General features: G+C 61.3%; 15 protein-coding genes. 9 read left to right on the top strand and 6 right to left on the bottom strand.

What is annotated here, in order from left to right; genetic code table 11:
• Window positions 1-44: 44 nt before the first annotated feature.
• Complete coding sequence (sfsA, locus tag AFK63_RS14700; RefSeq protein WP_038864735.1) at window positions 45-749, bottom strand: DNA/RNA nuclease SfsA; 705 nt, start codon at window positions 747-749, stop codon at window positions 45-47.
• A gap of 9 nt (window positions 750-758) precedes the next feature.
• Entirely contained in the window at window positions 759-1,289 is a 531-nt protein-coding gene (thpR, locus tag AFK63_RS14695; RefSeq protein ID WP_038864733.1) for an RNA 2',3'-cyclic phosphodiesterase, read from the bottom strand.
• Between the two features lie 71 nt (window positions 1,290-1,360).
• Here thpR and hrpB point away from each other — a divergent pair, with 71 nt between their 5' ends.
• From hrpB to fhuB, 6 genes are all read left to right on the top strand, one after another.
• A complete protein-coding gene (gene hrpB / locus AFK63_RS14690; protein WP_038864731.1) occupies window positions 1,361-3,790 on the top strand; it encodes an ATP-dependent helicase HrpB in 2,430 nt (809 codons plus the stop codon).
• 103 nt (window positions 3,791-3,893) lie between these two features.
• Entirely contained in the window at window positions 3,894-6,422 is a 2,529-nt protein-coding gene (gene mrcB / locus AFK63_RS14685) for a bifunctional glycosyl transferase/transpeptidase (protein ID WP_038864729.1), read from the top strand.
• Between the two features lie 274 nt (window positions 6,423-6,696).
• Window positions 6,697-8,934 carry a ferrichrome porin FhuA gene (fhuA, locus tag AFK63_RS14680; RefSeq protein ID WP_038864727.1) on the top strand — a complete coding sequence of 746 codons (2,238 nt, stop codon included), beginning with the start codon at window positions 6,697-6,699 and terminating at the stop codon, window positions 8,932-8,934.
• 46 nt (window positions 8,935-8,980) lie between these two features.
• The gene (gene fhuC, locus AFK63_RS14675) at window positions 8,981-9,778 is read left to right on the top strand and encodes a Fe3+-hydroxamate ABC transporter ATP-binding protein FhuC (protein WP_038864724.1); all 798 of its coding nucleotides are present in this window, start codon (window positions 8,981-8,983) and stop codon (window positions 9,776-9,778) included.
• Window positions 9,778-10,674 (top strand): Fe(3+)-hydroxamate ABC transporter substrate-binding protein FhuD, encoded by an 897-nt coding sequence (gene fhuD, locus AFK63_RS14670; RefSeq protein WP_038864722.1) that lies wholly within the window; start codon window positions 9,778-9,780, stop codon window positions 10,672-10,674. The genes fhuC and fhuD overlap by 1 nt, the downstream gene beginning before the upstream one ends.
• The gene (gene fhuB, locus AFK63_RS14665) at window positions 10,671-12,656 is read left to right on the top strand and encodes a Fe(3+)-hydroxamate ABC transporter permease FhuB (RefSeq protein WP_038864721.1); all 1,986 of its coding nucleotides are present in this window, start codon (window positions 10,671-10,673) and stop codon (window positions 12,654-12,656) included. Before fhuD ends, fhuB begins: the two co-directional genes overlap by 4 nt.
• A gap of 106 nt (window positions 12,657-12,762) precedes the next feature.
• Here the strand turns inward: fhuB and hemL are convergent, their stop codons facing one another.
• Complete coding sequence (gene hemL, locus AFK63_RS14660; RefSeq protein WP_038864718.1) at window positions 12,763-14,043, bottom strand: glutamate-1-semialdehyde 2,1-aminomutase; 1,281 nt, start codon at window positions 14,041-14,043, stop codon at window positions 12,763-12,765.
• Between the two features lie 172 nt (window positions 14,044-14,215).
• Here hemL and clcA point away from each other — a divergent pair, with 172 nt between their 5' ends.
• Complete coding sequence (gene clcA / locus AFK63_RS14655) at window positions 14,216-15,619, top strand: H(+)/Cl(-) exchange transporter ClcA (RefSeq protein ID WP_038864716.1); 1,404 nt, start codon at window positions 14,216-14,218, stop codon at window positions 15,617-15,619.
• A gap of 81 nt (window positions 15,620-15,700) precedes the next feature.
• Entirely contained in the window at window positions 15,701-16,045 is a 345-nt protein-coding gene (gene erpA, locus AFK63_RS14650; protein WP_004386149.1) for an iron-sulfur cluster insertion protein ErpA, read from the top strand.
• 52 nt (window positions 16,046-16,097) lie between these two features.
• Here erpA and AFK63_RS14645 read toward each other — a convergent pair whose 3' ends face one another.
• From AFK63_RS14645 to mtnN, 3 genes are read right to left on the bottom strand one after another with little or no spacing between them, the layout of a single operon-like run.
• Window positions 16,098-16,718 carry a TRIC cation channel family protein gene (locus AFK63_RS14645; protein ID WP_038864714.1) on the bottom strand — a complete coding sequence of 207 codons (621 nt, stop codon included), beginning with the start codon at window positions 16,716-16,718 and terminating at the stop codon, window positions 16,098-16,100.
• A 16-nt stretch (window positions 16,719-16,734) separates the two neighbouring features.
• Window positions 16,735-17,535: a vitamin B12 ABC transporter substrate-binding protein BtuF gene (gene btuF / locus AFK63_RS14640; protein WP_038864712.1), complete on the bottom strand. Its 801-nt coding sequence runs from the start codon at window positions 17,533-17,535 to the stop codon at window positions 16,735-16,737.
• The gene (gene mtnN, locus AFK63_RS14635; RefSeq protein ID WP_038864710.1) at window positions 17,528-18,226 is read right to left on the bottom strand and encodes a 5'-methylthioadenosine/S-adenosylhomocysteine nucleosidase; all 699 of its coding nucleotides are present in this window, start codon (window positions 18,224-18,226) and stop codon (window positions 17,528-17,530) included. Before mtnN ends, btuF begins: the two co-directional genes overlap by 8 nt.
• A gap of 94 nt (window positions 18,227-18,320) precedes the next feature.
• Between mtnN and dgt the strand changes: the two genes are divergently transcribed.
• On the top strand, window positions 18,321-19,835 hold the full coding sequence (dgt, locus tag AFK63_RS14630) for a dGTPase (RefSeq protein ID WP_038864708.1): 1,515 nt from the start codon (window positions 18,321-18,323) through the stop codon (window positions 19,833-19,835).
• Window positions 19,836-19,934: the final 99 nt, after the last annotated feature.

Genomic DNA, 19,934 nt, shown 5'->3' with positions numbered 1-19,934 from the left:
GCGCACGCGGCCGTATCATTATTAGTCGATTGCGGATCAACTGGTTATAAGCGAACCGGCAAAGGCGACGTCAGCGTTATCTCACTGGCGGAGAGCGAGGCCTTCCAGGCCAGCACTTCCACCCCCTTGCGCTGCGCCTCGCTTAAAAGCTCGGCGTAGCGTTCATCAATATGGCGTGCCGGGGCGACCTGCGTAATGGCGGAGTGCAGAACGGCGAACAACAGCACGGCCCGATCCCCGTTTTCCACCACGCTCATCAGCTCCCGTAAATGCTTCTGACCGCGCACGGTCACCGCATCCGGGAAGTAGCCTGAATCCGGCTCCGACAGCGTCACGGATTTCACCTCAATATAGCAGTTAACCTTGTCACTCGCCTGTAACATGAAGTCAATTCGGCTGCGCTCGGCGCCGTACTTCACTTCGCTTTGGAGACTCTCATAACCGGCAAACGCAGGCAGACGCTGTGCCTGTAGCGCCTCTTTCACGACGGCGTTCGCGCGCAGCGTATTCACGCAAATTAACGCCCCGTCACGGGTTTCGGTTAATTCCCAGGTATGCGGGTATTTGCGCGTCGCCACGCTGGACGTGGAATACCAGACGGTATCCCCCGGCGTGGCGCAGCCGGTCATCGCGCCGGTGTTCGGGCAGTGCAGGGTCAGGGTTTCGCCTTCCGGCGTCACCACATCGGCAAGAAAGCGCTTGTAGCGCGCAATCAGCCGGGCCGGTTGCAGGGCGGGGGTAAATTCCATGTCGCTTCCTTATGGGTTAAGAGACCAGCATTCCAGCGGCTGGTAACGGGTACGTCCCTTTTCAAAACGCGACTCATAGAGCACAAACTCCCGCACCGGAAACTGCCAGCCAAACCCTGGTGGCGGCAGCCTGACCGGGTGCTGAGCGTTACGCAGTAATGTGACATGCGGATGAAAGGGTTGCGCGCTTTGTGGGCAACCGCTGCGCGCCGCCTGCGCGCGCAGGAGATTCGCGAGCTGCAACAAGCCGCGCGGCGGCTGGCGCGACCCCAGCCAGACCACCTGCGAGCGGGGCCAGTGACCGGCGTCATCAAGATGCAGCGTAAAACCGGGCTGACTGATGCGCCCGGCGAGCGCGCTTAGCGTGCGCTGCTTCTGCGCGCTTACGTCACCTAAAAAGGCGAGCGTAATATGCAGATTAGCGGCGGCGATGGGCCTGCCCGCGTCGGGCGCGAAGGTCGCGGCACGCCATTCAATAATTTGTTGCTGAAGCCCGGCGGGCAGCGGCAGCGCGAAAAACAGCCGTTTCTGGTCTGACATAGCGGTAACTCGTAATGATCGGGCGGAATGCTACAATGCGTGCCTTTCATAGTAACCCTCTGGAGCCTGTCGTGTCGTCTTTACCGGTCGCCGCCGTTTTGCCTGAACTTCTCAATGCCCTGCAGCATGCGCCCCAGGTGCTGCTTAGCGCCCCGACCGGCGCCGGGAAATCGACCTGGCTGCCGCTGGAGATCCTTAAGTCAGGCGGCTTTGACGGAAAAATCATTATGCTGGAGCCCCGGCGGCTGGCGGCCCGCAACGTGGCGCAGCGCCTCGCGGATCAGCTTGGCGAGCCGTGCGGTCAAACCGTGGGCTACCGGATGCGCGCCGAAAGCTGTACCGGCCCCACGACCCGGCTTGAAGTCGTAACCGAAGGCATTCTGACGCGGCTCTTACAGCGTGACCCTGAGCTGTCCGGCGTATCGCTGGTCATTCTCGATGAGTTCCACGAGCGCAGCCTGCAGGCGGATCTCGCGCTGGCGTTGCTGCTCGACGTCCAGCAGGGGCTGCGTGAGGATCTCAGGCTCCTTATCATGTCCGCGACACTCGACAACGACCGCCTCCAGGCGCTGCTGCCGCAGGCGCCGACGGTCATCTCCGAAGGGCGCAGCTTCCCGGTAGAACGTCGCTATCAGGCGCTGCCTGCGCATCAGCGTTTTGATGAGGCCGTGGCGCAGGCGGTGAGCGGGTTGCTGCGCGAGGAGGCGGGGTCGCTGCTGCTGTTTTTGCCGGGCGTCGGCGAGATCCAGCGGGTGCAGACGCAGCTTGCGGAGCGCGTCGGGCGCGATGTGGTGCTCTGTCCGCTGTACGGCGCGCTGCCGCTCGCGGAGCAACGCAAAGCGATCCTGCCCGCGCCGCCGGGCGTGCGCAAAGTGGTGCTGGCCACCAACATCGCTGAAACCAGCCTGACCATCGAAGGCATCCGGCTGGTGGTGGACAGCGCCCAGGAGCGCGTGGCGCGCTTTGACGCCCGCACCGGCCTGACGCGGCTTATCACCCAGCGTATCAGCCAGGCGTCGATGACCCAGCGGGCCGGTCGCGCCGGGCGTCTTGAGCCGGGCATCTGCCTGCATCTCATCCCCAAAGAGCAGGCCGAGCGCGCAAGCGCGCAGGGCGAGGCGGAAATCACCCAGAGCGATCTCGGCGGTCTGCTGCTGGAGCTGCTGATGTGGGGCTGTCGCGATGTTGCCGAACTCCACTGGCTGGATCTGCCGCCCGCGGTCAACCTTGCCGCCGCGCGCCAGCTGCTGACCACGCTTGGCGCGCTGAAAGACGGCCAGCTTACCGCCCGTGGACGCCAGATGGCGCAGCTCGGCAACGATCCGCGGCTCGCGGCGATGCTGGTCAGCGCGCAGGGCGCGGACGCCCAGGCAACAGCGGCGCGGCTTGCCGCTATTCTCGAAGAGCCGCCGCGCGGGCAGGAGACGGATCTGCGCGGCGCGTTTTCCAGAAACCAGGGCAACTGGCAGGCCCGCAGCGGGCAACTGATGAAGCGGCTGAAGGCGAAAGGCGGCGCGCCGTCGCTGACGCTTGCGCCCTCGCTGCTGGCTGGCGCGTTCAGCGATCGGATTGCGCGGCGTCGCGGCCAGGAGGGGCGTTATCAGCTTGCGAACGGCATGGGCGCAATGCTTGAGGGGGACGACGCGCTGACGCGCTACGAATGGCTTATCGCCCCGCTGCTGCTTCAGGGGAGCCACAGCGCCGACGCGCGGATTTTACAGGCGCTGCCGCTGGATATTGACGCGCTGATTGACGCATGTCCGCACCTGCTACGCCAGCGCGATTCGCTGGAATGGAACGACGAACAGGGCACGCTGCGCGCGCAGCGCCGCTGGCAGGTCGGGGAACTGGTGTTGAAAACCCAGCCGCTGTCGAAGCCTTCTGAAGAGGAGCTGCATCAGGCGATGCTCAACGGCATTCGCGAAAAAGGGCTTTCTGTTCTTAACTGGACGCCGGAGGCAGAACAACTGCGCCTGCGTTTGCACTGCGCGGCGCGCTTTCTGCCGGAACATCCGTGGCCGGACGTGAGCGACGAGGCGTTGCTGGCGTCGCTGGATGTCTGGCTGCTGCCTGAGCTGCGCGGGGTCCACTCGCTGCGCGCGCTGAAAAACATCAATCTCGCCCAGGCGCTGCTGCATTTACTCGACTGGCAGCAGCGGCAACGGCTGGATAGTGCGCTGCCGGGGCATTACACTGTGCCGACCGGCAGCCGGATAGCGATTCGCTATCATGAGGAAAACCCACCGGCGCTGGCGGTGCGCATTCAGGAGATGTTCGGAGAAGCCGAAACGCCGGTTATCGCCGAAGGCCGGGTGCCGCTTACGCTCGAACTGCTTTCACCCGCCCAGCGGCCGCTGCAAATTACGCGCGATCTCAGCGCGTTCTGGCGCGGCGCCTGGAAAGAGGTGCAGAAAGAGATGAAAGGGCGCTACCCGAAACATGTCTGGCCGGACGATCCGGCTAACGCGCTGCCGACCCGGCGAACCAAAAAGTATCAGTAGCGGCGGCGATGCCGTCGTGATGATTTGAGAGCTTTCTTCTTCCGCCTGCGGGCGGAAGAGCCAAGAATCTGGCCTTTGCGCCTGTACGTTGTGGAGAAAAAGCATGGCGGGGAATGACCGCGAACCTATCGGACGCAAAGGACGACCGACGCGTCCGGCAAAACAGAAGGTAAGCCGTCGTCGTCTCAGGGAAGAGGATTATGACGATGAGTATGAAGACGAAGACGATGAGGAGCCAATGCCGCGTAAGGTAAAAGGCAAAAAAGGCAAAGGCGGAAAACCGCGCGGCAAACGCCGCTGGCTGTGGCTTCTGTTAAAGCTGTTTGTGGTTTTTGTGGTGCTGTTTGTTATCTACGGCGTCTATCTGGATCAAAAAATCCGCAGCCGTATTGATGGCAAAGTCTGGCAACTGCCGGCGGCGGTCTATGGCCGTATGGTCAACCTTGAGCCGGATATGACCATCAGCAAGCAGGAGATGGTGAAGCTGCTGGAGGCGACGCAGTATCGTCAGGTGACGAAAATGACGCGCCCTGGCGAGTTTACCGTTCAGGCCAACAGCATCGAGATGATCCGCCGTCCGTTCGATTTCCCGGACAGTAAAGAAGGGCAGATCCGCGCGCGGCTGGAGTTTGACGGCGATCACCTGGCCACTATCGAGAATATGGACAGCAACCGTAACTTCGGTTTCTTCCGCCTCGATCCGCGCCTGATTACCATGCTTTCGTCGCCGAATGGCGAACAGCGCCTGTTTGTGCCGCGCTCCGGCTTCCCGGATCTGCTGGTGGATACGCTTATCGCCACCGAAGACCGGCATTTCTACGAGCATGACGGCATCAGCGTGTACTCCATCGGGCGCGCCGTGCTGGCGAACCTGACGGCGGGCCGCGCAGTGCAGGGCGGCAGTACGCTGACCCAGCAGCTGGTGAAAAACCTGTTCCTGACCAACAAGCGCACGCTGTGGCGTAAAGCCAACGAAGCGTATATGGCGCTTATCATGGACGCGCGCTACGGCAAAGACCGCATCCTTGAGCTCTATCTCAATGAGGTCTATCTCGGTCAGAGCGGCGACGATCAGATCCGCGGCTTCCCGCTGGCGAGCCTCTACTACTTTGGCCGTCCGGTCGACGAGCTGAGCCTCGATCAGCAGGCGCTGCTGGTGGGCATGGTGAAGGGCGCGTCGCTCTATAACCCGTGGCGCAACCCGAAACTGGCGCTGGAGCGTCGTAACCTGGTGTTGCGGCTGTTGCAGGAGCAAAAGGTCATTGACCAGGAGCTCTACGACATGCTGAGCGCCCGTCCGCTCGGCGTGCAGCCGCGCGGCGGCGTGATCTCCCCGCAGCCGGCGTTTATGCAGATGGTGCGCCAGGAGCTGCAGGCGAAGCTTGGCGACAAAGTGAAAGATCTCTCCGGCGTGAAGATTTTCACCACCTTTGACTCGGTCGCGCAGGATGCGGCAGAGAAAGCGGCGGTGGAGGGCATTCCGGCGCTCATCAAACAGCGCAAGCTGAAGGATCTGGAAACGGCGATGGTCGTGGTGGACCGCTTTACCGGCGAAGTCCGCGCGATGGTAGGCGGCGCGAACCCGCAGTTCGCGGGCTATAACCGCGCAATGCAGGCGCGTCGCTCAATTGGCTCGCTGGCGAAACCGGCGACCTATCTGACCGCGTTAAGCCAGCCGAACACGTATCGCCTGAACACCTGGATTGCCGATGCGCCGATCTCCCTGCGCCAGCCGAATGGTCAGGTATGGTCGCCGCAGAACGACGATCACCGCTACAGCGGGCAGGTGATGCTGGTGGACGCGCTGACGCGCTCCATGAACGTGCCGACGGTGAACCTCGGTATGGCGCTCGGGTTACAGGCCGTGACTGACACCTGGAAAAAACTGGGCGCGCCGGAAAATCAGCTGCACGCCGTGCCGTCGATGTTGCTGGGCGCGCTGAACCTGACGCCGATTGAAGTGGCGCAGGCGTTCCAGACCATCGCAAGCGGCGGCAACCGCGCCCAGCTTTCCGTGCTGCGCTCGGTTATCGCTGAAGATGGCAGCGTGCTGTATCAGAGCTTCCCGCAATCCGAGCGCGCGGTACCGGCGCAGGCCGCCTACCTGACGCTCTGGACGATGCAGCAGGTCGTGCAGCGCGGGACCGGTCATGCGCTGGCGGTAAAATTCCCGAAACTGCACCTGGCAGGGAAAACCGGCACCACCAACAATAACGTCGACACCTGGTTTGCCGGTATTGACGGGCGCGAAGTGGTGATCACCTGGGTAGGCCGCGACAATAACCAGCCGACCAAACTCTACGGGGCGAGCGGCGCGATGGCGATTTACCAGCGCTATCTGAGTAACCAGTCGCCGATCCCGCTGGATCTGACGCCGCCGGAAGATATTGTCGACATGGGCGTCGATGAGATGGGCAATTTCCTGTGCGGTGGCGGAATGCGTACGCTGCCGGTCTGGACCAGCGATCCGAACACGCTCTGCCAGCAGAGCCAGCCGGTCGCGCCGTCGGGCAATCCGTTCGATCAGTCCACGCCGCAGCAGCCGCAACAGCAGCCTCAACAGGCGCCGCAGCAGGAAGAGAAGAGCGACGGCGTCGCGGGCTGGATTAAAGATATGTTCGGCAGCAATTAACGTCCCTTCCGGGAACACAGGGTTTAGCGCCTCTCCGGCTTCGGCGGGAAGAGGGCTAAACCCTTTTTTATTGTCACCGTTGTTTAATGTGCCGGTAACGTTCCGGCATCTCCCGATTAACCAGATAATTTCCTCTGGTGATTAATTGCCCCGTCGGCCCCCCGCGCCGCGCCAGGCGCTTGCTATATAAACAGCCTTTCGCATATTATCTCGGGCGCATAATAATAATTCTCGTTTACGTTATCATTTGTCACTATCACTCAGAGAAATTAGCATGGCGCGTTCCACTCACACTCAGATCAATACCAGGATTTGCAGACTGGCTGTTTTAGTCGCCACGGCGTGCAGCGGTTTCGCTGCGTCCGCCATTGCTGCCGACAACGGCCAGAAAGAGGAAACGATCACCGTTTCCGCTTCCGCAGCCGCGCAGGAAAGCGCCTGGGGCCCGGCCCCGACCATTGCGGCGAAGCGTTCCGCGACCGCCACCAAAACCGATGCCCCCATTGAAAAAACGCCGCAGTCTGTTTCGGTTGTGACGCGGGAAGAGATGGACATTCACCAGGCGCAGTCGGTGAAAGAAGCGCTGGGCTATACGCCAGGCGTGGTTGTCAGCAACCGCGGCGCATCGACCACTTATGACTTTGTCAGCATTCGCGGATTTACGTCCGTGGGCTTAAGCCAGAACAACTATCTGGACGGTATGAAGTTGCAGGGCAACTTCTACAACGATGCCGTTATCGATCCTTACATGCTGGAGCGCGTTGAACTGATGCGCGGCCCGACATCTGTGCTGTACGGCAAGAGCAATCCGGGCGGCATTATTGCGATGGTGAGCAAGCGCCCGACTACCGAACCGTTGCGTGAAGTCCAGTTTAAAATGGGCACCGATAACCTGTATCAGACCGGTTTCGACTTCAGCGACGCTATCGACGATAACGGCGAGTTCTCTTATCGCCTGACCGGCGTGGCGCGCTCCAACGACCAGCAGCAGGTCAACGCCAAACAGAAACGCTATGCCATCGCGCCGTCGTTCACCTGGCGTCCGGATGACAAAACCACTTTCACTTTCCTTTCTTACTTCCAGAACGAGCCGCAAACCGGCTACTACGGTTGGTTGCCGAAGGAAGGAACCGTCGAGCCGCTGCCAAACGGCAAGCGTATCGGCAGCGATTTTAACGAAGGCGCGTCGAACAACACTTATTCCCGCAACCAGAAAATGGTGGGATATAGCTTCGAACATGCTTTCGATGACACCTTCACCGTGCGCCAGAATCTGCGTTTCTCTGAGATGAAAACCTCTCAGCAGAGCGTCTACGGCACCGGCATTTGCACCACCAACACGTTTAACGCCCCTTGCCAGGCAATTTCGGCCAGCGAGCGCGATCACTATTTAGGTCGCGGTACCGTCGTGGATAACGAGCGCCTGCAAAACTTCAGCGTCGATACCCAGTTGCAAAGCGCATTCGCGACCGGTGAACTGGATCACACCCTGCTGACCGGCGTCGATTTCATGCGTATGCGTAACGATATCAACGCGAAGTTTGGCACGGCGCCAGCTATCGATCTCAACGGCGGCTACACGCCGGCAGATTTCGATTTCGAGGATGCCGAGCCGTATCAGCTTAATGAGACCAAACAGACCGGGATTTACATTCAGGATCAGGCTGAATGGGACAAATGGGTGTTCACGCTGGGCGGTCGCTACGACTGGTCTCAACAAGCAACAACCGTGCGTGCGAATTCCACTACGCCGGTCGCAGGATCGATTGAGCGCAACGACCATCAGTTTACCTGGCGCGGTGGCGTGAACTATCTGTTCGACAACGGTATTTCCCCGTACGTCAGCTACAGCCAGTCTTTCGAGCCGAACGCATTCGACCTCTACAGCACCCCGCGTATGGCCTTTGCGCCGTCCAAAGGCGAGCAGTATGAAGCAGGCGTGAAATATGTGCCGAAAGATATGCCGATTGTCATTACCGGCGCGGTGTATCAGCTGACCAAAACCAACACCCTGACCACCGATCCGAATGATGCGACCCAGCAGGTTCCGTCAGGTGAAGTGCGCTCGCGCGGTGTGGAGCTGGAAGCGAAAGCTGCGCTTAACGCGAATATCAACGTGACGGCGTCTTACACCTACATTGACGCGGAATACACCAAAGACACCAACCTCAAGGGGAATCACGTTGAGCAGGTGCCGCGTAATATGGGTTCGCTGTGGGGCGACTACACGTTTAACAACGGTCCGCTTTCCGGTCTGACCATCGGCACCGGCGGTCGCTTTATCGGCTCCAGCTACGGCGATCCGGCGAATACCTTTAAAGTTGGTAGTGCCGCGGTGATGGACGCTGTGGTCAAATATGACCTGGCGCGACTGGGCCTGCCGGGCTCAAGCGTTGCGGTAAACGTCAATAACCTGCTTGATCGTGAATATGTTTCCAGTTGCTTCCAGACTTACGGCTGCTTCTGGGGCGCGGAACGTCAGGTTACGGCGACCGCAACTTTCCGCTTCTGATCCGTCTTCGGGCACGCTTTGCGTGCCCTTCAACAAGTTGGCTACCATGCAGGACAAAACTTCCCCGCCCGATGCTGGTTTTTCTTTAAGAGATCTCGCTTTTCGTGTGCCTGGACGCACGCTGCTTCACCCCCTGTCGCTCACCTTTCCGGCGGGCAAAGTCACCGGTCTTATCGGCCACAACGGCTCCGGCAAATCCACGCTGCTGAAAATGCTTGGCCGTCATCAGCCCCCCTCTGAAGGCGATATTCTGCTCAACGGCGAGCCCCTGGCGCGCTGGAACAGCAAAGCATTCGCGCGCGAAGTGGCGTACCTGCCGCAGCAGTTGCCTGCCGCCGAAGGCATGACGGTACGCGAGCTGGTGGCGATTGGGCGCTATCCGTGGCACGGCGCGCTTGGGCGCTTCGGCACGGAAGACCGCGAGCGGGTAGAGGAGGCGATAAGCCTGGTCGGCCTGAAGCCGCTGGCGCACCGGCTGGTGGACAGCCTCTCCGGCGGCGAACGCCAGCGCGCATGGATTGCCATGCTGGTGGCGCAAAACAGCCGCTGCCTGCTGCTCGACGAACCGACGTCAGCACTGGATATCGCCCACCAGGTGGATGTGCTCGCGCTAATCCACCGCTTAAGTCAGCAGCGCGGTCTGACGGTGATCGCGGTGCTGCACGATATCAATATGGCGGCGCGCTACTGCGATCATCTGGTGGCGCTGCGCGGCGGCGAAATGATAGCCCAGGGCAGTCCGCTGGAATTAATGAACGGCGAGACGCTACAGCAAATCTACGGCATTCCGATGGGCATTCTGCCGCATCCGGCGGGCCTGGCACCGGTGAGCTTTGTCTGCTGATGCGTAATGTTCTCTCAACGCCTTTAAGCCGTCGGCGTCTGATGACGGCGATGGCGCTCTCGCCGTTGATGTGGCAGATGGCCAAAGCGCGCGCGGCGACGGTGGATCTTAAACGCATCGTGGCGCTCGAATGGCTGCCCGTCGAACAGTTGCTGGCGCTGGGCGTAACGCCTTACGCGGTGGCGGATGTGCCGAACTACCGGCTGTGGGTTAACGACCCGCCGCTGCCGGACTCGGTTATCGACGTCGGACTGCGCACCGAGCCGAACCTCGAACTGCTTACTCAACTGGAGCCGTCGCTGATGATCTGGTCGTCCGGCTATGGCCCGGCGGAGGCCCAGCTTAAGCGTATCGCGCCCGGCATGGGTGTTACCTTTACCGACGGCAAAGCGCCGCTTGCGATGGCGCGTCAGTCGCTGCTGGCGCTGGCGGAGCGGCTGGGTCTCCAGGCGGGCGCGAAAGCGCATCTCGATGCGTTCGACCAGTTCCTGACGCGGATGAAACCGCGCTTCGCGGCGCGGGGCAAACGCCCGCTGTTGATGATGTCGCTGCTCGACGCGCGCCATGCGCTGACTATCGGCACCAACAGCCTGTTTCAGCCGGTGCTGGACGCGGTCAACGTGCCTAACGCCTGGCAGGACGATACCAACTTCTGGGGCAGCGCGATTGTCGGCGTCGAACGGCTCGCGCAGTTTAAAGACGCTGACGTTATCTGCTTCGAACACGGCGATGACCAGGCGATGCAGCAGCTTGCCGCCACGCCGCTGTGGCAGGCGATGCCGTTTGTGCGCGCAGGGCGCTTTCAGCGCGTGCCCGCCGTCTGGTTTTACGGCGCGACGCTCTCGGCGATGCGTTTTGGCCGGGTACTCGATAATGCGCTGGGAGGCCGGGTATGAGGTCACGTCATCTGCTTTTTCCGGCGTTGCTGCTGGGGCTTTTGTTCGCGCTGGCGCTCGGCCTGAGCTGGGGCAACCTTAACGCCTTTCTGCCGCGCGCGCAGTGGCGCGAGGCGCTGTGGCGCCCGGATATCGACGCCATTGATCAGATGCTGTTCCACTACAGTCTGCTGCCGCGCTTTGCGGTGTCGCTGTTAGTGGGCGCAGGGCTTGGGCTGGTGGGCGTGCTGTTCCAGCAGGTGCTGCGTAACCCGCTTGCCGAGCCGACCACTCTTGGCGTGGCGACCGGCGCGCAGCTGGGCGTTACCGTCGCCACGCTCTGGGCGCTGCCCGGCGGCGTGCTGACGGCGCAGTTCGCGGCGCTGGCGGGCGCCTGCGTGGTCGGGCTGCTGGTGTTCGGCGTCGCCTGGGGCAAACGCCTCTCCCCGGTGACGCTTATCCTGGCAGGCCTGGTGGTGAGCCTTTACTGCGGCGCGGTCAATCAACTGCTGGTGCTCTTTCACCACGATCAGCTGCAAAGCATGTTTTTGTGGAGCACCGGCGCGCTGAATCAGAACGACTGGAGCGTGGCGGTGCGGCTGTGGCCGCAGTTGCTGGCGGGCCTGCTACTGACGCTGTTGCTGCTGCGCCCGTTAACCCTGATGGGGCTCGACGACGGCGTGGCGCGCAACCTTGGGCTGGCGTTGTCGCTGGCGCGCCTGGCCACATTGACGCTGGCGATTGTCATCAGCGCTTTGCTGGTCAACGCGGTGGGGATCATCGGTTTTATCGGCCTGTTCGCGCCGCTGCTCGCCAAAATGCTCGGCGCGCGGCGGCTGCTGGCGCGGCTGCTGCTGGCGTCGCTTATCGGCGCGCTGCTGCTGTGGCTGTCGGATCAGTTTATCCTCTGGCTCTCCCGCGTCTGGCTGGAAGTCTCCACCGGCATGGCGACGGCGTTATTTGGCGCGCCGCTGCTGCTGTGGCTGTTACCGCGCCTGCGTGCCATGAGCGCGCCGGAGATGAACGCGGGCGACCGTATTCCGGCGGAGCGCGGCCACCTGGCGCGCTGGACGCTGGCGGGTCTGCTGCTGCTCCTGGGCGTGGCGGCGCTGGCGCTCTGTTTTGGACGCGATGCCGACGGCTGGGTCTGGGCGCAGGGCGATGTGCTGCGCGAGCTGCTTGGCTGGCGCTGGCCGCGCGTGCTGGCGGCGCTGTGCGCGGGCACGATGCTGGCGGCGGCGGGCTGCATTATCCAGCGGCTGACTGGCAACCCGATGGCGAGCCCTGAAGTGCTGGGCATCAGTTCCGGCGCAGCGTTCGGCGTGGTGATGATGCTGCTGTTCGTGCCGGGCGACGCCTTTGGCTGGCTGTTGCCGGCAGGGAGTGTCGGCGCGGCGGCGACGCTGATGATTATCCTGATTGCCGCCGGACGCGGCGGGTTCTCGCCGCACCGGATGCTGCTTGCCGGGATGGCGCTCAGCACGGCGTTTACCATGCTGCTGGTGATGCTTCAGGCGAGCGGCGATCCGCGTATGGCGCAGGTGATCACGTGGATCTCCGGTTCCACCTACAGCGTGACGCCGCAGCAGGCGTGGAATTCGCTGTGGGTAATGCTGGCATTGCTGGCGGTCACGCCGCTGTGCCGCCGCTGGCTGACGGTGCTGCCGCTTGGCGGCGACACCGCGCGCGCCGTAGGAATGGCGCTGACGCCGACGCGCATCGTGCTGCTGCTGCTCGCCTCGGCGCTGACCGCGGCGGCGACGCTGACCATCGGGCCGCTGAGCTTCATTGGTTTGATGGCGCCGCACATTACCCGCATGCTCGGTTTTCGCCGCGCGCTGCCGCAGCTGGTTATCGCCTCGCTGCTGGGCGGTATGCTGATGATGCTGGCCGACTGGGCGGGCCGTATGGCGATGTTCCCGTATCAGATCCCGGCAGGGTTGCTGGCGACGTTTATCGGCGCGCCGTATTTCGTTTATCTGTTACGCAAGCAGAGCCGGTAAGGATGGCGGGGGGCAGGCGCGCGTCGCTTACCCCCTGCATATTTAGGTAAGGTATCAGCATGGTGGCGGGTAAACGCAAGCGCACCCGCCACGCTAACACGCCCAATTACAGCGCCGCGAATACCCGGCGAGCGGCGTCGATGGTGGCGTTGATGTCTTCTTCGCTGTGCGCGACCGACATAAAGCCCGCTTCGAAAGCGGACGGCGCGAAATAGACGCCTTCTTCCAGCATCAGATGGAAGAAACGCTTAAAGCGCTCAACGTCGCATTTCACCACATCCTGATAGCAGGTCACGCTCTCAGCGTCGGTAAAGAAGATGCCGAACATCCCGCCGACATGGTTGACCACCAGCGGCACGTCCGCCTCTTTTGCGGCCTCGCGCAGGCCCTCCGCCAGCTGTGTCGTCAGCGCGTCCAGCGTGCTGTGCACGCCCGGCTGCGACACTTCGCTCAGGCACGCGTAGCCTGCCGCCATCGCGATCGGGTTGCCGGAGAGCGTGCCCGCCTGATAGACCGGGCCGGTCGGGGCCAGCGCTTCCATGACTTCGCGACGTCCGCCAAATGCGCCCACCGGCATACCGCCGCCGATGATTTTGCCAAGGCAGGTCAGATCCGGCACCACGTTGTAATGCGCCTGCGCGCCCGCCAGCGCGACGCGGAAACCGGTCATCACTTCATCGATAATCAGCAGCGCGCCGAATTCGTCGCACAGCGCGCGCAGGCCCGGCAGGAAATCGGGCTGCGGCGGGATGCAGTTCATGTTGCCCGCGACAGGCTCGACGATAATGCAGGCGATCTCCTGCGGGTAAAGCTCGAACGCCTCGCGCACGGAAGCGAGATCGTTATAGGTGCAGGTCAGGGTGTGTTTGGCGAAATCCGCCGGCACGCCTGGCGAGTTCGGCTGGCCGAGCGTCAGCGCGCCGGAGCCCGCTTTCACCAGCAGGTGATCGGCGTGGCCGTGATAGCAGCCTTCGAATTTGATGATTTTGTCGCGGCGGGTAAAGCCGCGCGCGAGACGGATGGCGCTCATGGTCGCCTCGGTGCCGGAGTTCACCATGCGCACCATATCCATCGTCGGCACCAGCTCGGTGACGAGCTGCGCCATTTTCACTTCCATCTCTGTCGGCGCGCCGAAGCTCAGGCCACGCTGCGCCGCTTCAATCACCGCGTTGCGTATAGCCGGGTGGTTGTGGCCCAGCACCATCGGGCCCCAGGAGCCGACATAGTCGATATAGGCTTTGCCGTCGGCGTCATAGAGATAAGCCCCGTCCGCCCGTTCGATAAACAGCGGCGTGCCGCCCACGCCGGTAAAAGCGCGCACCGGCGAGTTTACGCCGCCTGGGATAAGTTCGCGGGCAGCGGCAAAGAGGTTTTCAGACTTACTCATGAATCGGCTCCTGATTCGGGGAAATAGGGATAACGGACTATTCTAAGTCATCCCTTCCGGGTTATGAAAGTTTTGCCCGATTAAACCCCGACTGCCTGAAGGGCTTTTTTGAATGACGTCGCCGCCGGGCGTACAATGCGCAGCCTGAATTATCCCCGGAGAAACTGTTCGCATGAATTCGCAGACGACATCCACTCGCCGCGTCCGAGGCTTACGACGCGCCGCGATTATCCGCCAGCTCCTGCTGCGCGATAAAACGCCGCTGACGATTTTACTGCTGGCGGCGCTCACCGGCCTTGTGACGGGGCTGGCGGGCGTCGCGTTTGAAAAAGCCGTAGTCTGGGTGGCGCAGCAGCGCATCGGGCTGCTGGTGCAGGCGGCAGACAGCCCGTGGCGCGTCTGGCCGCTGGCGTTTATTGTCTCCGCGCTGCTGGCTATGGTGGGCTATTTTCTGGTGCGCCGCTTCGCGCCGGAGGCGGGCGGCTCAGGCATTCCTGAGATTGAAGGGGCGCTGGAAGAGTTAAGGCCGGTGCGCTGGTGGCGGGTGCTGCCGGTGAAATTTATCGGCGGCATGGGCACGCTCGGCGCGGGCATGGTGCTGGGGCGCGAAGGGCCGACGGTGCAGATTGGCGGCAATATCGGACGCATGGTGCTGGATCTGTTTCGCCGCACCGACGCCGAAGCGCGCCACACGCTGCTGGCGACCGGCGCGGCGGCCGGGCTCGCGGCGGCCTTTAACGCGCCGCTGGCGGGCATTCTGTTTATCATTGAAGAGATGCGCCCGCAGTTTCGCTACAACCTGATTTCCATCAAAGCGGTGTTTACCGGCGTGATTATGTCGAGCATCGTGTTTCGCGTCTTTAACGGTGAGCGGGCGGTGATTGAGGTTGGACAACTGACCAACGCGCCGGTGCATACGCTCTGGCTCTATCTGCTGCTGGGCATTATTTTCGGCGCGATCGGGCCGCTTTTTAACCGCCTGGTGCTCGGCATGCAGGATGTATTTGCCCGCCTTCATCGCGGCAATATTACCCGCTGGGTGCTGCTCGGCGGGGCGATCGGCGGTTTGTGCGGCCTGCTGGCGCTATGGGAGCCGGTCGCGGCGGGCGGCGGCTTTGATCTGATCCCTGTCGCTGCGGCGGGGAATTTTACCGTCGGCATGCTGCTGTTTATTTTTATCGCCCGCGTGGTGACCACGGTGCTCTGTTTCTCCTCCGGCGCGCCGGGCGGGATTTTCGCGCCGATGCTGGCGCTCGGTACGCTGCTTGGCAGCGCATTTGGCATGGCGTGCGCCGCCTGGTTCCCGGACTGGCAGTTACAGGCGGGCACCTTCGCCATCGCCGGGATGGGGGCGTTGCTGGCCGCGTCGGTGAGAGCGCCGATTACCGGCATCGTTCTGGTGCTTGAGATGACCGATAATTACCAGCTCATTTTGCCAATGATTATTACCTGTCTCGGCGCGACACTGCTCGCCCAGTTCCTCGGCGGCAAACCGCTCTATTCCACTATCCTTGCGCGTACGCTGGCGAAGCAGGAGGCGGAGCGACAGGCGCAGGCCGCCGGGCGGAATACTTGAACGATTTACCAGGGTAATAGATAATGGCCCTAAAGATCGGGTTATTCTTTGCCCGATTGCTGGTTTCCACGGGAGCAAAAAATGAGTGATGACGTAGCGCTGCCGCTGCAGTTTACCGACGCAGCCGCCAATAAAGTAAAAAGCCTGATCGCAGACGAAGACAACCCGAATCTCAAGCTGCGCGTCTACATCACCGGTGGTGGTTGCAGCGGCTTCCAGTATGGTTTTACCTTTGACGATCAGATCAACGATGGCGATATGACTATCGAAAAACAGGGCGTGTCGCTGGTCGTTGACCCGATGAGCCTGCAATATCTGGTCGGTGGCGCGGTGGATTATACCGAAGGCCTCGAAGGGTCGCGCTTTGTGGTGAATAACCCGAACGCCACCAGCACCTGCGGGTGTGGTTCTTCCTTCAGCATCTGACAGGCTGCTGAAACAAAAAAGCCGTGTTTTGCGACACGGCTTTTTTTATGGCTTACGCTTTCTCATCAAGCGCAAAGGTGGGCAGCTTCAGGTGCCAGCGAATGGCCGCAAGACGAATCGTCAGCGTTACTGCCATACCCATCATGCTGGCCTGCTCCAGCGGCACCGCGAAAGTATAAAACGCGGTGGCGTGGACAATGCCGCCTGCGATACATGCGGTGGCGTAGATTTCGGTTCGCAGGATCATCGGGATCTCGCGCGCCAGCACGTCGCGAATAATACCGCCGCCGACGCCCGTCACGACACCCATACAGATAGCCACCAGCGGCCCGGTGCCCGCCATAAACGCTTTATTCACCCCGATGCCGACAAACACCGCGAGGCCGACGGCATCCAGCACCGGTAAGATCCACTTCGGCAGACGCCGCGGCTGGCGCACCAGCGCGATGGTCAGTAAGCAGGTGACCATCGCCACCACCAGATCGGTAGGGTCTTTTACCCAGAACACCGGGCCGTGATCGAGCGCCATATCGCGGATCGTGCCGCCGCCGACCGCGGTGACGACGCCCAGCACCAGCACGCCGAAGGGGTCCATACGCAGTTTGCCCGCCAGCAAAACGCCGGAGATGGCAAACACCGCGGTGCCAATAATATCCAGCCAGTAAACCAGCATGATGTTCCTCGACTCGTTATTTTACCTCTGCCAGCGACTGACAGAGCTGATTCGCGGCGAGGATAATACGCGGGCCCGCGCGCGCAAACCAGTCATCGTTAATGCTTATGACCGGCGCGTTGAGCTGAGGCTGCCAGAACTGCCGCGTGGCGGCGATATTTTTCTCGTCGCCGGGGATTATCACGGCCTGCGGCTGGCGGGCCAGCACCTGTTCACGGCTCACCTGCGGCCAGGGAACGGGGCTGTCGGCGAAGATATTGGCGCCGCCGCAGGTCTCGACAATTTCATTCTGAACAGATGCCCGGCTGGTGGTAAAGAGCGGACGCATACCGAACTGGATAAAGACGCGTTTTTTCGCGAGCCTCGCCGCGCGCGCGGCGAGCGTCTGCCAGCGCTGTTCGAGCGCGCGCGCTGCCGCCTGCGCCTTTTCGGGCGTCGGGCTATAAGGCGCCAGCGCGCGCAGGGCATCGGCAATCTGCGCGACATTTTGCGGATCGAGCCAGAGCACCTTAATGCCGAGCGATTTGAGCTGATTGACCTGCCGCTCCGGGTTGCCGCCGCGCCAGGCGACCAGCAGATCGGGCTTCAGGGCGACGATGCGCTCAAGGTTCATGCCCTGCCAGTTGGCGACCTGCTCAAGCTTGCGCGCCGCGTCGGGGTAGTCGGAATAAGCGCTCACCGCAACGGGCGTAATGCCGGCGGCAAAGGCGAGTTCGGTATTGGCGGGGGAGAGCGTAATGACGCGCGGCGCGGCGCAGAGCCACGCCGGGAGAAAAAGCAGGGCGACCAGCGCCCTGTTAAGCCAACGCTTAGCCACGGTTCAGGCTCGTGAGCAGCGTCTCCACCATCAGGCTCGACTGCTTCGCGGCCACCGCGAGGAACTCTTCAAAGCTCAGGTGCGACTGCTGATCCGCGACGTCAGAAATCGCGCGCACGACGACAAACGGCACGCCGAAATTGTGGCAGACGTGACCAATGGCGGTCGCTTCCATCTCCACCGCAATCGCCTGCGGGAAGTTATGGCGGATTTTCGCGAGATTCACCGAACCGTTAATGAACGCGTCGCCGCTCACCACCAGCCCGCGCACCGCGTGCAGGTTCAGTTGTTCAATCGTCGCCTGCGCCGCCGCGATGAGTTTTTCATCGGCTTTGAACGCCGCCGGGCAACCGGCCATCTGGCCATATTCGTAGCCGAACGCGGTGACATCGGCGTCGTGGTAGCGCACTTCGTCAGACACCACGATGTCGCCCACTTTCAGCGAAGGCGCGAGGCCGCCCGCAGAACCGGTATTGATAATCACGTCAGGCTTGCAGTGCTCCAGCAGCAGCGTCGCGCCCATCGCGGCGGAAACTTTACCGATGCCCGATTTCAGCAGCGCGACGTCCACGCCATTGAGGGTGCCGGTGTAAATTTCGCAGCCGGCGATGTTCAGGGTCTGGCGGTTGTCGATTTTGTCACGCAGCAGCGTCACTTCTTCTTCCATTGCGCCAATAATGCCTGCTTTCATAGAGATACTCGCTAAATGATGGATTCAGAGGCATAGTCTATCATGGCAGACAGCAAGGATTTAATTCGCGTGCGCGCGCAGACCGGGAGGGCGGATGCAGAAAATCGATTTCCGAAACAAAATCAACTGGCATCGTCGGTATCGCTCGCCGCAGGGCGTAAAGAGCGAACACGAGATCCTGCGTATCTTTGAAAGCGATCGCGGCCGCATTATTAACTCGCCCGCGATCCGGCGTCTGCAGCAGAAAACCCAGGTGTTCCCGCTTGAGCGTAACGCCGCGGTGCGCACCCGTCTGACGCACTCCCTTGAGGTGCAGCAGGTCGGGCGCTATATCGCCAAAGAGGTCTTAAGCCGCCTGAAAGAGCAGGGGCTGCTTGAGGCTTACGGGCTGGCGGAACTCACCGGGCCGTTTGAGAGTATCGTCGAGATGGCGTGCCTGATGCACGACATTGGCAACCCGCCGTTTGGCCATTTCGGCGAGGCGGCGATTAACGACTGGTTCAGCCAGCGGCTCTTTCCGGCGGACGCCGAAAATCTGCCGGTAAGCCAGGATCGCTGCGCGGTGCAGGCGCTGCGTTTGCAGGAAGGGGAAGAAGATCTTAACGCCCTGCGCCGCAAAGTGCGTCGTGATCTGTGCCAGTTCGAAGGCAATGCGCAGGGCATTCGTCTGGTGCATACGCTGCTGCGCATGAATCTGACCTGGGCGCAGGTCGGCGGCATTCTTAAATATACGCGTCCGGCCTGGCATACCGGCCCGGTGCCGGAAACCCACAGTTATCTGATGAAAAAACCGGGCTTTTATCTCTCGGAAGCGCAATATATTTCGCGGCTACGTAAAGAATTGCAATTAGACGCTTACAGTCGCTTCCCGCTCGCCTGGATTATGGAGGCGGCCGACGATATTTCCTATTGCGTGGCGGATCTTGAAGATGCCGTGGAAAAACGCATTTTCAGCGTCGAGCAGCTATATCAGCATCTTTATGACGCATGGGGCGAGCATCAGCCGGGCGATCTCTTTAACCTGGTGGTGCAAAACGCCTGGGATAAATCGGGCACGAATCAGTTACACCACAGCGCGGAAGATCAGTTCTTTATGTATCTGCGCGTCAACACGTTAAATCGTCTGGCGCCGTACGCCGCCCAGCGCTTTATTGATAATCTGCAAGCGGTATTTGACGGCTCTTTTAATCACGCGCTGCTGGAAGATGACAGCCCGTTCAGCCGCCTGCTGGAGCTTTATAAGAATGTCGCGGTGCGTCATGTGTTTAACCATCCTGACGTCGAACAGCTGGAATTACAGGGCTATCGGGTCATTAGCGGCCTGCTGGACATTTATCGCCCGCTGTTGTCGCTGACGCTGGCGCAATTTCGCGAGCTGGTGGAAAAAGAGAGCGTGCGCGCGCTGCCGATTGAATCGCGCCTTTATCATAAGCTTTCTTCCCGCCATCGGCTGGCTTATATAGAAGCGGTGAATAATCTGCACCCGCAGGCGGCAGATTTCCCCGTCTGGGAATATTATTATCGCTGCCGCCTTATCCAGGACTATATCAGCGGGATGACGGATTTATATGCATGGGATGAATATCGCAGGCTGATGGCGGTGGAATAATCCCGCTGCGTTTTGTAAAGACGACCAATAAATTTTTACTTTTTTCAGAAAATTAACGGTGGAACTTCGCGCTATAAATTCGCTCTGAGTAGTCACCTT

Origin of the sequence: Cronobacter muytjensii ATCC 51329, assembly GCF_001277195.1 — a bacterium.
GTDB classification, from domain to species: Bacteria; Pseudomonadota; Gammaproteobacteria; order Enterobacterales; family Enterobacteriaceae; genus Cronobacter; species Cronobacter muytjensii.
Note: the sequence above shows the minus strand (reverse complement) of the source record. Positions and strands in the feature narration are given on the sequence as shown.

What these genes read in the sequence shown, in the direction of transcription:
- sfsA (WP_038864735.1), bottom strand. Translation starts at nt 749, where the DNA reads ATGGAATTTACCCCCGCCCTGCAACCGGCCCGGCTGATTGCGCGCTAC.
- thpR (WP_038864733.1), bottom strand. Translation starts at nt 1,289, where the DNA reads ATGTCAGACCAGAAACGGCTGTTTTTCGCGCTGCCGCTGCCCGCCGGG.
- mrcB (WP_038864729.1), top strand. Translation starts at nt 3,894, where the DNA reads ATGGCGGGGAATGACCGCGAACCTATCGGACGCAAAGGACGACCGACG.
- fhuA (WP_038864727.1), top strand. Translation starts at nt 6,697, where the DNA reads ATGGCGCGTTCCACTCACACTCAGATCAATACCAGGATTTGCAGACTG.
- fhuC (WP_038864724.1), top strand. Translation starts at nt 8,981, where the DNA reads ATGCAGGACAAAACTTCCCCGCCCGATGCTGGTTTTTCTTTAAGAGAT.
- fhuD (WP_038864722.1), top strand. Translation starts at nt 9,778, where the DNA reads ATGCGTAATGTTCTCTCAACGCCTTTAAGCCGTCGGCGTCTGATGACG.
- fhuB (WP_038864721.1), top strand. Translation starts at nt 10,671, where the DNA reads ATGAGGTCACGTCATCTGCTTTTTCCGGCGTTGCTGCTGGGGCTTTTG.
- hemL (WP_038864718.1), bottom strand. Translation starts at nt 14,043, where the DNA reads ATGAGTAAGTCTGAAAACCTCTTTGCCGCTGCCCGCGAACTTATCCCA.
- clcA (WP_038864716.1), top strand. Translation starts at nt 14,216, where the DNA reads ATGAATTCGCAGACGACATCCACTCGCCGCGTCCGAGGCTTACGACGC.
- erpA (WP_004386149.1), top strand. Translation starts at nt 15,701, where the DNA reads ATGAGTGATGACGTAGCGCTGCCGCTGCAGTTTACCGACGCAGCCGCC.
- AFK63_RS14645 (WP_038864714.1), bottom strand. Translation starts at nt 16,718, where the DNA reads ATGCTGGTTTACTGGCTGGATATTATTGGCACCGCGGTGTTTGCCATC.
- mtnN (WP_038864710.1), bottom strand. Translation starts at nt 18,226, where the DNA reads ATGAAAGCAGGCATTATTGGCGCAATGGAAGAAGAAGTGACGCTGCTG.
- dgt (WP_038864708.1), top strand. Translation starts at nt 18,321, where the DNA reads ATGCAGAAAATCGATTTCCGAAACAAAATCAACTGGCATCGTCGGTAT.